This is a genomic window from Enterococcus sp. LX10 (assembly GCF_023539285.1).
In the GTDB taxonomy this organism is placed as follows: domain Bacteria; phylum Bacillota; class Bacilli; order Lactobacillales; family Enterococcaceae; genus Enterococcus; species Enterococcus faecalis.
Map to the genome: position 1 here is coordinate 592,594 of NZ_CP092784.1, position 13,650 is coordinate 606,243.

Here is a 13,650-nt window from a genome sequence, read left to right on the forward strand (position 1 = left end):
AAAAAAAGGACTATCCTTTCTAAAAAAGAAGTTTTATAATAGAAAAGAATCTGTTTGTAAGGAGGGATAGGGAATGAAAGAAGGACAAGAACAATTCTTAACGTTCATACTAGATCGAACAAAAGAAGATAAAAAAGAAAAAATGCAAGCGCTACTTGCAGAAATGTTTGAACGCCAACAAACAGGCAAACTAGATAAAATGTACTTGATGACAAAAGCACCAAAACTTTTGGCTTATTTAAAACCAGAAGCCATTGATGAAGTTAAACAAGTCGTTTCGGAATTTTCTAAAAATATGAAATAAACAATCTTAGCTTGAACTTACGACATTTTAAAAATGTGTCGTAACATTCAAGCTTTTGTTTGTTATTCTCTTGTATTTTATGCTAAAGTTATTCAGGCACAAAAAAAAGCAGGTGATTTTATGAAACATATAAAAAATACATGGGAACTATTTATTTTAGATTGGAAAAGAATTTTTAAAAACCCAGTAGCAACATTTTTGATTGTTGCCTTAATGATTATTCCATCATTATATGCATGGTTTAACATTAAAGCACTATGGGATCCGTATTCAAATACAGGAGAGTTACCAATAGCGGTCTATAGTGATGACCAAACAGCAACTTTTCAAGATAAATCGGTCAATATTGGTGATGAAGTCTTGAAAAACTTGAAGAAAAACAAGCAATTAGGTTGGCGTTTTGTTGATTCGAAAAAGGAATTAGACAAAGGGGTCCAATCAGGAAAATATTTTGCCGGGATTTATTTACCTAAAGATTTTTCCAAGGATTTGCTAAGTTTTACTTCTGGTGATATCAATAAACCTAAAATTGAATACTCAATTAACGAAAAAATTAATGCAATTGCGCCGAAAATTACGTCAAAAGGCGCTTCTTCCATTCAGTCACAAATTTCGGAAGAATTCATTAAAACGGCAAGTAGTACGTTAATCAAAACATTCAATGATATTGGCTATGATATTGATAAAAACATGGTCAGCATTCAAAAAGTTAAGAGCATGATTTTAGATACAGATGCCAACATTGGAACCATTGACACGTACGCAAAACAAGTCACAGACTTACATGGTAAGATGCCTGAGCTAAAAGAAAAATTAGCGAAAGCCAACGATGCGATGAAATATTTACCTGAAGTTGATGCTTTAGGAGAGAAGATTGTTGAGCTAAATGGCAAAATGCCAAGCATCAAAGAACAAGCTAGTGTTATTTTGACGTTACAAGACAAAATTCCAGAAATTCAAAACGCTGGCCGACAAATTGCTATGATTGATGAAGACTTTGCCTCTGTGGAACAAACAATGAGCGAAGGAATTCAAGAAGCAAAACAAGGATTAGAAATCATTCAACAAGTTCAAACGGCGTTACCAGATATTCGTAAACTAGGTGATCAAGCCAATGATTTAGGGAATGTCACATTAGATGGCGCTAATAAATTGCAAGAGGCGTTACCAAGCATTACGAATAGCGTTGAAGTGACTTTGAAATCTATCCAGCAAGTTGCTACAACAACAACTTCCGTAGTCGCTACTATTCGTCAAGCGTTAGATGATGGACAGTTAACGCCAGAAGAAAAACAACATATTAATGAAGTAGTACAAGATTTCACAACTAATATCCAACGGCAACAGCAAGCAATTAACGACATTATTGCGTTTATGAAACAACTCCAAGAAAATGCTGGTAATCATGACTTAGATGGTGCGATTGCTCAATTAAGCCATGTAAATGATTTATTAACAGATTTTAGCAATCGCTTGAATCAATTAAATGCTTTAGTCCAAGCGGGTGATATCTCTGGAGTACAAAATTATTTAAATGAGATTGACGCAATGGCAACTAATATTTCTAATATTGTGGGCAGTGTTGATGTAAACGGAATTAGTAATACTGTTTCAACCATTTTAAACAAACTAACTAGTACCATCCAAAACGCTCAAGGTCAACTAAACAAAGCACAACAAATTGACTTTGAAGGGTTATTGAGCTCAACAAGTCAAACGGTCACTAATGCGATTTCTTTATTAGAAAAATATCAAGCCGAAATGCCGGCAATTAAACAAGAAATTCATGATGCGAATACGATGTTGAATGGCAATATGGAAACCATTGTCAATGGCATTAATCGTGGTGCTGATTTGTATAAAAACGATTTACCAGTCATTCAAGACAAAGTCAGCAAAGCGGCAGCCTTTATGCAAAATGACTATCCAGGTATCCGAAAAGATTTAACGAATACCTTGAAAACAGTCAATGAGAAAATGCCAGATGTTGAAGCGGCCTTGGACAAAGCCAACGAGCTGATTATTAATGATTGGCCAAATATCAAAACAGGATTACACAAAGCAGCGAATGCAATCCGTAAAGGTGAAAAAGAAGTTGATTTAGGTGAAATTCTTAAATTACTAAAATTAGATGCCAATAAAGAAAGTGACTTCTTTACACAACCAGTTGAAGTCAAAGAACATGCTGTTTATCCGATTGCTAATAATGGTTCGGCAAGTACGCCATTCTATACAGCTTTGTGTTTATGGGTTGGCGCTGTGTTATTCTCAAGTGTTGCGACAACGGATGTTTATCTCGAAGGAAAAGATAAAAAACGCTTCTCTAAACGGGAACAATTTTCAGCACGGATGTTTACCTTCATTGTCATGGGGATTGGTCAAGCACTGATTGTAACCTTAGGTAATTACTTTGCGTTAGGCGTAGATGTTCGTAATCCAGCGTATAGTGTCTGGTTTGCTGTATTGATTGCCATTACGTTTATGATAATGGTTTATGTGCTCGTTGCTCTCTTTGGCAATGTAGGGAAAGGAATTGCGATAATAATCTTGGTACTATCCATCTCTGGTGGGGGTGGGAACTACCCAATTCAAGTCTCAGGTAAATTCTTCCAAATGATTAATCCGTTCTTGCCGTTTACGCATGCCGTGAACTTGCTAAGGGAATCAGCAGGAGGCATTTACTGGCCAAATGCTTGGTTTGCCATTTGGATTATGGTGGGGATTTCAGTCGTCTTTAGTATTGGCGGCGCAATTCTTTATCCACATCTGGAACACAGATCGAAAAAATTTGCGGCTTTAGCACAAAAGAGCCATTTATTCCATTAAAAAACAAAAAGCTGAAAACGTCTCTAGCGTTTTCGGCTTTTTGTTTTTCTTTATTTTCAAGGCATCCCTAACAAAGAAGTTTTGGGGGCTCTTGCTTTTGACTTTTTGGCAATGCTAAATAATAAAATCTCCCTCAGAAAGTGAGGTTTTTTGTGTACAAATGTATAAAAAGGTTTTATAGTATTTTTTTAAGAAATAAAAAGTGGGTAGGGGTTGTAAAATGATTCAAGCATTGCTTCAACGATATGAGAAAAAAATTGAACGTCGTAAATTGGAAAAACGAACAGCATTCGGTGCTTTTGCCGGGCGGATTGGGCTTGTTTCTAATTTATTTTTATTCGTTAGTAAATTTATGATTGGCTTGCTTTCAGGTAGTGTTTCAATCATGGCAGATGCCATTAATAGCTTGTCCGATACTATTTCTTCAGTTTTAACATTAGTCGGTTTTTATATTGCTGGTAAGCCAGCGGATAAAGAACATCCCTATGGCCATGAACGTTTTGAATATATTAGTGGAATGCTTGTATCATTAGTGATTACGTTTATTGGATTTGAGTTTCTAACGACCTCCGTTGATCGCATCCTGCATCCAGAATCAATCAAGGTGACACCCATTTTATTTGCTGTTTTAGCTTTGTCAATTGGGATTAAAATTTGGCAAGGGCTGTTTTACAAAAAAGTATCAGCAAAAATTGATTCTCAAGCATTAGTTGCTTCTGCTAAGGATAGCTTTAATGATGTTTATACTACATTAGCTGTTTTGATTTCTGCATTTATTGAAGGCGTCACTGGTTTGCGAATTGATGGATATATTGGTTTTTTAATTGCTGCATATATTATTTATAGTGGCTTGCAGTTAATTCGCGAATTTATTAATGAGTTGATGGGCATGCGTCCGAGCCAAACAGAAATTGATGAAATGAAAAATGTCTTATCAAAAATGGAAACAATTGTAGGATATCACGATTTACTGATTCATAATTATGGTCCCAGCCAAACGTTTGCGTCTGTTCACATTGAAATTGATGATCGCTGGGATTTAAATAAAGCCCATCAGACAATCGATGCGATTGAAGCGAAGTTTAAAGAAGAGTTGGATGTTAATCTTGTTTGTCATATTGATCCAGTGAATTTGTATGACCCAACACAACAATTTGTTCATCAAACAATCAAAAAGATTATTCGTTCTTTTGATGCGTCTTTAAAAGTCCATGATATCCGCTTAGTTACTTATGGTGAAGAACCGAAGATTTTGTTCGACTTGGTTTTGCCTACAGAATCAAAATTATCTGAATTTGAACTGGGTGTGGAAATTCAGCGGCAAGTTTATGAAAAAATTGGTCGTTATAAAGTGGAAATTACCTTCGATCATACGTACTTGTTACAATAAAAGGGAATAATTAACTAAGTTTTCAAGCGTGAGCCAAAAGGTCAAATAGACTTTTAGCTCTCGCTTTTTTGTTTAGAGAATGCAAATCCTTTTGTTATCTAGATTCTCTTGATAAGATAAAGGAAGCGGGGGACTGTAAATGAGTGTCTGATTAAAAAAAAATGGTGATTTTTTTATCTTTTTCAGTAACATAAATCAATTGACTTTTCATTGTGAGAAGCGTAGCATATGGATTTGTTTGATAAAAAATAATGAAAAAAGTGAGCGGGTCACTCTAGAGAAAAGGAGTCGAAAAAAATGGCGGATTTAAAACGACTGTTCATTGGGAAACCATTGAAATCAGCCGAAAATGATGAACATAAATTAAGCAGATTTGCAGCGCTTGCGTTGTTATCTTCTGATGCACTTTCATCCATTGCGTATGGTACAGAACAAATAGTGGTGGTTCTGGTTACTTTGTCGGCGGCTGCGATTTGGTATTCATTGCCAATTGCTGCATTTGTTATTATTTTACTTATTTCTTTAACATTGTCGTACCGACAAATTATTCATGCGTATCCGCATGGCGGCGGCGCATACGTTGTTAGTAGTGAAAACCTCGGCAGAAATGCCGGTTTATTGGCTGGTGGTTCGTTGTTAGTCGATTATATGCTAACAGTAGCCGTTTCAGTTTCAGCGGGCGCAGAGGCGATTATATCGGCGATTCCGGCGTTATATGGGCATCAAGTAGCAATTTCTATTGGGATTGTGATATTGATTACCTTAATGAACTTGAGAGGCCTGCGAGAATCTGCTTCGTTCTTAATGTTGCCAGTGTATAGTTTTATCGCAATTATTACCTTACTGATTGTTGTCGGGCTATTTAAAATTGTGACTGGCGCACAGCCATTGAATGCGACAGCTTTACCAGGAGCCGTGGTTCCAGGAATTTCTATTGCCTTAGTTCTACGGGCTTTTTCATCTGGTTCTTCTTCCTTAACAGGGGTCGAAGCAATCAGTAATGCAGTGCCATTCTTTAAGAAACCACGAGCAAAAAATGCTGCTGGGACGTTAGCGTTAATGGCAACGATTTTAGGGTTCTTCTTCGTGGGGATTACGTTTATTAACTATTGGTATGGGATTGTGCCAAAAGAAGAAGTGACAGTTCTTTCCCAAATTGGGAAAGCGGTCTTTGGTCAAAATATTTTATATTATTTATTACAGTTTGCGACAGCCTTAATTTTAGCGGTTGCCGCTAACACAGGATTCTCAGCCTTTCCAGTTTTGGCTTATAACTTAGCCAAAGATAAGTTTATGCCGCATATGTATATGGATCGTGGCGACCGTTTAGGCTATTCAAACGGTATTTTAACTTTAGCTGCTGGTTCCATTGTTTTATTATTGATTTTCCAAGGTTCCACAGAACGTTTAATCCCATTATATTCAATTGGTGTGTTTATTCCGTTTGCTTTGTCTCAATCGGGGATGGTTGTAAAATGGCGAAAAGAAACTAAAAATTGGTTGCCAAAATCAATTGCTAATATTGTCGGCGCCTTTATCTCTTTCGCGATTATCGCCATTTTGTTTATTTATCGATTAGGGGACATCTGGCCGTTTTTTATTATTATGCCAGTGTTGATTTATGCATTTTATCGGGTCAATACTCACTATAAAAATGTGGCGGAACAGCTACGTTTAGAAGATGGGGCACAGTTACATGAGTTTGACGGGAATACAGTTATTGTTTTAGTAGGGAACGTAACCAAGGCAAATGTCGGCGCCTTGAACTATGCGCGTTCCATTGGTGATTATGTTGTTGCCATGCATGTCTCAATGGATGAAAACGTTGAAAAGGAAAAAGAAATTCAGGAAGAGTTTAAAAAACACTTCCCAGACGTTCGTCTATCAATTGTCCATTCTTCGTATCGCTCACTGCAAAACCCTATCTTACGTTATGTTGATTTAGTTAGTAAAAATGCTACGAAGCATAACTACAGTACAACGGTTTTAGTACCACAATTTGTACCAAATAAACGTTGGCAAAATATTTTGCATAACCAAACAAGTTTACGCTTGCGGATTCGTTTAGCGTGGCGGGAAAATATTATTGTGGCTACCTATAGTTATCACTTGAAAAAATAAATAAAAAAGTCTGCCATTTTGATGGCAGACTTTTTTTATTGACGTAATTGTTTTTGATAAATTCTAGCGCAAGACTGCTCTTCAGTGGTTACCATTGTCAAAAATTCCCAGTCATATCTTTCATAAAAAGTAGTATGGTCTGTAAGCAGATAAAGCTTTTTAAATCCAGAATTAGCAAGAAAATCACCAACTGTTGTTAAAAGAATTCCTGCTAAGCCTTGGTGACGAAATGTTGGTTCGACATACAATGCACAAAGGTTTGGCGTAAGGTCTGCACGATTGTGGAAGTCATTATCAATTACGCCCACGCCTGCAACGATGTCCTGCTGCTTATTCAAGCAGACCCACCAATGTGGTACGTGGTTTTCGCTAGTTAGTATTTCCTGCATACTTGCTTGATACGCTTCAGCGGGGATTTGCCACTTTTGGCTAAACCATTGAGCAGCTGACGGAATTAAGTGTGGCTGTTGGTTTAAATCGATAATAGTATAGTTAGACATTATTGATCTCCTAGATAAAAGAACAGATCCCATTGAAAAGAAACAATGTTGGATCTGCTCTGTATTTTTTATTAATTGGAATGTTTGCTAGCTGGGTCTAAACGACGTTCAATAATCCCTAGAACCCAATCTGTGATAATCGCCATAAAGGCCGTTGGTAAGGCACCGACTAAAATGATAGAAGCACCATCTGTGGCATTGGTTCCACGAATAATAATATCCCCTAAACCACCAGCACCAACGAAAGCGCCAATCGCAGTAATCCCGATTGCGACGACTAACGCATTTCGAATACCTGCCATGATGACTGAAACAGATAAAGGTAACTCGACCATATAAAGAAGTTGTACTTTTGTCATACCCATTCCTTTACCAACATCTAAAATATTGCGATCTACTTGAATCATGCCAGTGTACGTATTTTTGATGATTGGTAGGAGAGAATAAAGGAAGACCGTTACAACCACCGTGTTGACACCTAAGCCCATCCCCAACATTAAAATCGAAAGCATTGCCAAAGCTGGTACTGTTTGGATAATGTTCGCTAAACGGATAATCCAGTTGGCTAAGCTACGTTTACGTGAAATCATAATCCCGATAGGAATCCCGACAATTGCAGCAAAGATTACGCCATAAATCGAAATTAAAAAGTGACGTAAAAATTGTTGAAAGACGTAGCCGCCATTTTGTTGGAAATAGTAGATAAATTGTTGGAATAAATTCATATTATTCATCTGTTACTCCCCCTCAAAATAGTTATTTTCTTTTAAGAAACGTTCGGCTACGACAGCAGGTTCAATTAAATCATTATCTGCTTGATAGTTCAATTCTTGCATTTTTTTGGTAGAAATTTTACCATCTAAGCGATTTAAGACATCTTTAATTTCCGGCGTTTCTTTTAATAATTTGTCACTAACCACAGGAGCGGCATCATAAGGCGGGAAGAAGCGCTTGTCATCTTTTAACATGACTAAATCGTAACTACCAATCCGGCCATCTGTTGAGTAGCCTAAGATAACGTCCATTTTTCCAGCGTTGACTGCATCGTACACCAAGCCAATTTGCATTGGTAAAATAGATTTAAATTGGAAGTTGTATTCCTTTTTAAAGCCTTCATAACCGTCGCCTTCACGTGTGATCCACGCAGTATCGACACCAGCAACTAATTTGTCTGCGACTTTCCCTAAATCACTGACTGTTTTTAAATTGTATTTCTCAGCCGTTTCTTTTGTAACTAAGAATACATAAGTATTTTCAAATCCATATGAAGGGAACCAAGTTTGTTGATAACGTTTTTCAAATTCTGATTGAACTAGATTGAACGCTTTTTTAGGGTCTTTTTCCGCTGGTAAACCAAGCGTAGTAGTCACGTCAGTACCAGTATAACGAGCTGCAGAAATTGAGGCATCTCCGTTTAACATTGCTTGGTGATTGATGGTAGTAGTGGCTAAGTTGTTAATCACATTTGTTTTTTTATCTGTGTAATGCTCAACCATATCCGCTACAATGCTCCCTAAAATCTGCGCTTCTGAAGTAATCCCACCTGTAATGGCGACAGTGTTATCATCAGAAGTTGAAGCGAGACCAGGTAAAGAACAACCTGCCAATAAAAGTAAACTACTTAAGAAGAGTAAGCTTAACTTGAGTTTCTTTTTCATCATTATTCGCCCTCCCTTAAAGCTTTTGGCGTTAAACGATTTTCTAATAATCCAAGAAGAACATCTGCTAAAAGCGCTAAAATAGTTACTGGAATAGTCCCGCCAAAGATTAATTCTGGCTGATAGTTATTTAATCCACTGAAAATCATATCACCAAGACCACCTGCACCAATATAAGAAGCCAGTGTAGCCCAAGCAATGACATAGACAGCAGCTAAACGAATGCCGGCCATAATTGTTGGCATGGCAATGGGTAATTCAACACTAAAAATAGACTGTAAATTGGTCATGCCCATGCCTTTAGCAACATCTCGGTAATTTTCATCGACATTTTTCATTCCGATATACGTGTTTCTTAAAATAGGTAGAAGGGAATAGATGAATAGCGCGATAATAGCGGGTGTTTTGCCGACACCAAAAATTGGAATCATCAAAGCTAATAAAGCCAACGAAGGAACCGTTTGTAAGGCACTTGTTAAACCAATGACAATATTGGCTACTTTGGGCAAACGTGTTAACCAAACGCCAACGGGCACAGCGATAGCGACCCCTAATAAAAGTGCAAAGAATGAAATATAAATATGTTCAATACTTTTTGAAATCATTTCTGATCCATATTCTTGAAAGAAGCTACTCATTGCTTACGCCTCCTCTTTATCAGTTTCGGACTCGCTTTGTTTTGCTTCTACAGCTTCACTAATCGTTGTTTCATCGCCCCAAATAACATCATAAACAATGTCAACAAGGGAAGCACGTGTTAAGATGCCCACCACTCGTTTTTGTTCATCAACGACTGGCACATATTTTAAGCCGCGTTTTAAGATTCTTTGTAAAGCATCACGTAAAAGAGCGGTTTTTTGAACAAAAAAGACATCTTTATTCAAGATATCACCAACACTAGAAGCTTTGCCACGTTGCTGATCTAATGTTTCAACATCGATAAAGCCTTTAAGCACATGGGAATTATCAACAACTAATAAGGTATCAACCCGTTTTTCACGCATCAATTTAATCGCTTCTTGTAAAGATTTTTCCGGCGTGATAGTAATAGCTGAATTTAACATGACTTCATCAACAGTGGTGAAATCAGGTTTGGCTTGTAATAAGCGATCTTCTCCGATGAGTTCTTCTACAAATTCATTGGCTGGATGACGTAAAATATTATCTGGTGTGTCAAATTGAATTACTTTGCCTTCGCTCATAATGGCAATTTTATTTGCTAATTTCAACGCTTCATCCATATCATGGGTAACAAAGACAATCGTTTTTCCTAAACGTTCTTGCAAATCTTTCACTAAATCTTGTAATGAATCACGGGTGATAGGATCTAAAGCACCAAAAGGTTCATCCATTAGAATAATATCTTGATTGGCAGCTAAAGCCCGCACAACGCCGATTCTTTGTTGTTGTCCCCCAGAAAGTTCATTGGGATAGCGGTCCAACATTTCTCGTGGTAACTCAACCAAATCAATCATTTTTTCGGCTATCTTATTGCGTTCTTCCACAGGTACTTTTAATAATTTAGGCACTAAAACGATATTTTCACGAATGGTCATGTGAGGCATCAAGCCGATATTTTGAATGACATAGCCAATTTGGCGACGTAGCTCTACAGGATTGATTTTTTGAATATCTTGGCCATCAATTAAAATTTTTCCCTTCGAAGGGTCAGTCATGCGGTTAAGCATCCGCATTGATGTCGTTTTTCCACTACCACTTGTTCCGATGAAGCAGATAAATTCACCTTTATCGAAAGACAAATTAATGTCATCAACGGCGACTTTTCCGCCTTTATAAAATTTTGATACATGCTGAAATTCTATCAACTTACTCACCTCAACTAAATATTTTGAAAATGTATCTTATTACTAGTATGCTATAAAAATGCGATTTCGACAAATGTAATCTATTTTTAATGGGAAAAAGAAGGCGGTAAAAATTTTTTAATTCGTTCTAAAAAAAAGAAAAGACAACTATTGTTTAGTAAAAGTTGTCTGAACGAAACAAGATGTTAAAAAGAGTATTCTGAGAAGGGGAAAAAGCCGCTATAACAAAGAAAAGTGTCCTTTATAGCAAGTTGACGGGAGCTGAGTTTTTCATTAGAATGGAAAGAGAACAAGGGAATAAAATAAAAAAAGGCGCTTCATGATTTAGCGGCAACTAAATCACGAAGCCTTGAATAGTCACCTGTGCAAGTGGACCATCAAGTTGCCCGTTCAATCAATGGAAACCATTGATCACTTTTATTTTACTGAATTTTTGAAAAAATTACCAGTTTTTTTAAGAAGTAAGAAGTGGAAGAACGAAGGATGCTTTTTATGGAATGTGCAATGACGTTCAGAAAAATCTGAAGGTCATTTTTTATTCTCTTGTTCAAACATTCAAACATAGGGGAAGAGAGACGGACGTAATTTTGTCACCGATTATTACGTCCGTTTTCTGCTGTCTTCTGAAGCGTTGGTTACATGTCTTTGTAGAGGTTGGCTTCAATTGCAGTCCGTTTTGGTTCTAAAAAAGGCGGTAAAGCCAATGTTTCTCCTAAATGTTCCAGAGGCTCATCCAATGTAAAGCCAGGAGCCAAAGTAGCAAATTCAACCCGATTCCCGCCTGGTTCACGAATGTATAAACTTTTAAAATATCCACGACTTACATACATTTCAATTTCCCAGCCTTGTGCTAAAGCGCGCGTGTGTAGTTCTTGTAATGCTTCATCATCAGCCACAGAAAAAGCAATATGATCCATACTGCCACGCCCCATTCGGCTTGTTTTATCCGACATTGTTTGATGAACAGAAAAGCTTTCCGTCTCACTTAAAATAATCGTATTGCCAACTGCTTGCCAACCAAGAAATGTTTCAAAAAAGGCCAAGGTTTTTTCAGAATCTGGCACATGAAATTCAGTAGAGGTCAAACCGATAATTTGAACCGCTGCTGGAATGTCGTTAGAAACAACGAGTGTTTCTTTTAATGGATTTTCAGGAACTTCTGTCAGGATAATATGCGTATCATCTGGATCACTGAAATGTAGGCTCTTTTCTTTTTTGTTAAATGGAATTTTGTTTTCTGTTAAACGTTGTTCCCAAAAGGAAAGGCTGTTTTGGGGAATTTTTAAGCCAATCGTGGCTAAATAATTTTTTTCTTCATAGCGGTTGCCTAATAAGGGCACGATAAAAAAAGTTACTAAGCTTCCCGGTGTGCCTTGATAATCGCCATAAAAATAATGAGGCATGCGATTGTTGTCTTGATTTACGGTATTTTTGACAAAGCGTAATCCTAACAATTTTGTATAGAATGATTGGTTTTCTTGACCATGACGCGCTAATAGTGAAACATGATGAAATTGAGCATGCATTTTGAGTTCCTCCTCTAAATAACTATGTATACTTACTTAAAGTAAGTATAGTGCTTCTGGCCTTTTTTGACAACTATTTAGTTTGATTCAGAAGGCTGACATAGCCAGAAACAAGAAAAAGTGTTAGAATAACCAAGATAAAAACTAGTAGAAAGAGTGACGGAAATGCTAAGTACAGAAGATTTTGATTTTGATTTACCAGAAGAATTAATTGCTCAAACCCCACTAAAAGATCGAGCTAGTTCACGATTATTAGTTGTAAATAAAGAAACAGGGGACATGGAGGATAAACATTTCCATGATATTCTTGATGAATTACAGCCTGGGGATGCATTAGTCATGAATAATACACGGGTACTGCCGGCCCGTTTATATGGAGAAAAACCTGAAACAGGCGGTCATTTGGAAGTTTTACTTTTAACAAATACAGAAGGCGATACATGGGAAACCTTGATTAAACCCGCGAAACGTGCAAAAGTCGGCACGGAAATTCAATTTGGCGATGGTCGCCTAAAAGCGGTGGTTAAAGAAGAGTTGGAACATGGTGGTCGGATCATTGAATTTAAATATGATGGTATTTTCTTAGAAATTTTAGAATCGTTAGGAGAAATGCCATTGCCGCCATATATCAAAGAACGTCTAGATGACCCAGATCGTTATCAAACGGTTTATGCTGAAGAAAATGGTTCAGCTGCAGCACCAACAGCGGGTTTGCATTTTACAAAAGAACTATTAGAAGAGATCAAAGCAAAAGGTGTTCATCTCGTTTATTTAACTTTACATGTCGGTTTAGGAACATTCCGTCCCGTGAGCGTTGATAATATAGAAGAACATCATATGCATAGCGAATTCTATCGTTTAACTGAAGAAGCGGCTAAGCAACTAAATGAAGTACGCCAAGCAGGCGGTCGGATTGTTGCGGTTGGAACAACTTCTATTCGTACGTTGGAAACAATTGGCACAAAATTTAATGGTGAAATCCAAGCTGACAGTGGCTGGACCGATATTTTTATCACACCAGGGTATCAATTTAAAGTCGTAGAGGCTTTTTCAACGAACTTCCATTTACCAAAATCTACGTTAGTGATGCTTGTGAGTGCCTTTGCAGGAAAAGACTTAACATTGGCTGCTTACCAACATGCAATTGAGGAAAAATATCGTTTCTTTAGTTTTGGCGATGCAATGTTTATTAAATAAGCGACACTTTGTGAGCAGAATACTTGGGATTGAAACAAAAATATATTATGATAAACACGTGATTTTTGGAATCACAGTAAAGGTGTGCTTTATTTTTTCTTCCCCTGTAAATAATAAAGTTAGAAACCAAAACGCTACTAGGACAAAAATGCTTAGTAGACAATCTTAGAATAAAAAGAACGGCGCAACCGTGGTTGCGCCGTTCTTTTTTTATGTAAGAAAAGATTAATTATTGAAACAACAATACGAAGAAGTGCTTTCTTCGTATTGCCGGTACTAAGTTGTACCTCGGCAACTCCAAG

At 37.1% G+C, this 13,650-nt stretch carries 11 protein-coding genes; 5 read left to right on the top strand and 6 right to left on the bottom strand.

The genetic code is table 11. From position 1 onward, the window contains the following. Positions 1-73: 73 nt before the first annotated feature. The 4 genes from MKZ30_RS02880 to kimA all read left to right on the top strand — a co-directional run bounded on the left by MKZ30_RS02880 (position 74) and on the right by kimA (position 6,641). Positions 74-304 (top strand): hypothetical protein, encoded by a 231-nt coding sequence (locus tag MKZ30_RS02880; protein WP_002355737.1) that lies wholly within the window; start codon positions 74-76, stop codon positions 302-304. 120 nt (positions 305-424) lie between these two features. Next, complete coding sequence (locus MKZ30_RS02885) at positions 425-3,130, top strand: YhgE/Pip domain-containing protein (protein ID WP_010816363.1); 2,706 nt, start codon at positions 425-427, stop codon at positions 3,128-3,130. Between the two features lie 220 nt (positions 3,131-3,350). Beyond that, positions 3,351-4,520 carry a cation diffusion facilitator family transporter gene (locus MKZ30_RS02890; protein WP_002415904.1) on the top strand — a complete coding sequence of 390 codons (1,170 nt, stop codon included), beginning with the start codon at positions 3,351-3,353 and terminating at the stop codon, positions 4,518-4,520. Positions 4,521-4,817: 297 nt separating this feature from the next. Continuing rightward, positions 4,818-6,641 (top strand): potassium transporter KimA, encoded by a 1,824-nt coding sequence (gene kimA / locus MKZ30_RS02895; RefSeq protein ID WP_002379167.1) that lies wholly within the window; start codon positions 4,818-4,820, stop codon positions 6,639-6,641. A gap of 35 nt (positions 6,642-6,676) precedes the next feature. On the opposite strand, the gene MKZ30_RS02900 is transcribed toward kimA, so the two are convergent. The 6 genes from MKZ30_RS02900 to MKZ30_RS02925 all read right to left on the bottom strand — a co-directional run bounded on the left by MKZ30_RS02900 (position 6,677) and on the right by MKZ30_RS02925 (position 12,151). Beyond that, complete coding sequence (locus MKZ30_RS02900; protein ID WP_033601094.1) at positions 6,677-7,141, bottom strand: GNAT family N-acetyltransferase; 465 nt, start codon at positions 7,139-7,141, stop codon at positions 6,677-6,679. 71 nt (positions 7,142-7,212) lie between these two features. After that, positions 7,213-7,875 (bottom strand): ABC transporter permease, encoded by a 663-nt coding sequence (locus MKZ30_RS02905; protein ID WP_002363261.1) that lies wholly within the window; start codon positions 7,873-7,875, stop codon positions 7,213-7,215. 3 nt (positions 7,876-7,878) lie between these two features. After that, entirely contained in the window at positions 7,879-8,799 is a 921-nt protein-coding gene (locus MKZ30_RS02910; RefSeq protein WP_002355743.1) for an osmoprotectant ABC transporter substrate-binding protein, read from the bottom strand. 2 nt (positions 8,800-8,801) lie between these two features. Further along, entirely contained in the window at positions 8,802-9,437 is a 636-nt protein-coding gene (locus tag MKZ30_RS02915; protein WP_002355744.1) for an ABC transporter permease, read from the bottom strand. Positions 9,438-9,440: 3 nt separating this feature from the next. After that, the gene (locus MKZ30_RS02920) at positions 9,441-10,634 is read right to left on the bottom strand and encodes a betaine/proline/choline family ABC transporter ATP-binding protein (RefSeq protein WP_002355745.1); all 1,194 of its coding nucleotides are present in this window, start codon (positions 10,632-10,634) and stop codon (positions 9,441-9,443) included. 626 nt (positions 10,635-11,260) lie between these two features. Then, entirely contained in the window at positions 11,261-12,151 is an 891-nt protein-coding gene (locus MKZ30_RS02925) for a ring-cleaving dioxygenase (protein ID WP_033601093.1), read from the bottom strand. 165 nt (positions 12,152-12,316) lie between these two features. Between MKZ30_RS02925 and queA the strand changes: the two genes are divergently transcribed. Beyond that, positions 12,317-13,348, top strand: coding sequence for a tRNA preQ1(34) S-adenosylmethionine ribosyltransferase-isomerase QueA (queA, locus tag MKZ30_RS02930; RefSeq protein WP_002355747.1), 1,032 nt, complete (start codon positions 12,317-12,319; stop codon positions 13,346-13,348). Positions 13,349-13,650 lie beyond the last annotated feature (302 nt).

Coding starts and splice junctions, on each gene's coding strand:
- MKZ30_RS02880 (WP_002355737.1), top strand. CDS start 74: ATGAAAGAAGGACAAGAACAATTCTTAACGTTCATACTAGATCGAACA.
- MKZ30_RS02885 (WP_010816363.1), top strand. CDS start 425: ATGAAACATATAAAAAATACATGGGAACTATTTATTTTAGATTGGAAA.
- MKZ30_RS02890 (WP_002415904.1), top strand. CDS start 3,351: ATGATTCAAGCATTGCTTCAACGATATGAGAAAAAAATTGAACGTCGT.
- kimA (WP_002379167.1), top strand. CDS start 4,818: ATGGCGGATTTAAAACGACTGTTCATTGGGAAACCATTGAAATCAGCC.
- MKZ30_RS02900 (WP_033601094.1), bottom strand. CDS start 7,141: ATGTCTAACTATACTATTATCGATTTAAACCAACAGCCACACTTAATT.
- MKZ30_RS02905 (WP_002363261.1), bottom strand. CDS start 7,875: ATGAATAATATGAATTTATTCCAACAATTTATCTACTATTTCCAACAA.
- MKZ30_RS02910 (WP_002355743.1), bottom strand. CDS start 8,799: ATGAAAAAGAAACTCAAGTTAAGCTTACTCTTCTTAAGTAGTTTACTT.
- MKZ30_RS02915 (WP_002355744.1), bottom strand. CDS start 9,437: ATGAGTAGCTTCTTTCAAGAATATGGATCAGAAATGATTTCAAAAAGT.
- MKZ30_RS02925 (WP_033601093.1), bottom strand. CDS start 12,151: ATGCATGCTCAATTTCATCATGTTTCACTATTAGCGCGTCATGGTCAA.
- queA (WP_002355747.1), top strand. CDS start 12,317: ATGCTAAGTACAGAAGATTTTGATTTTGATTTACCAGAAGAATTAATT.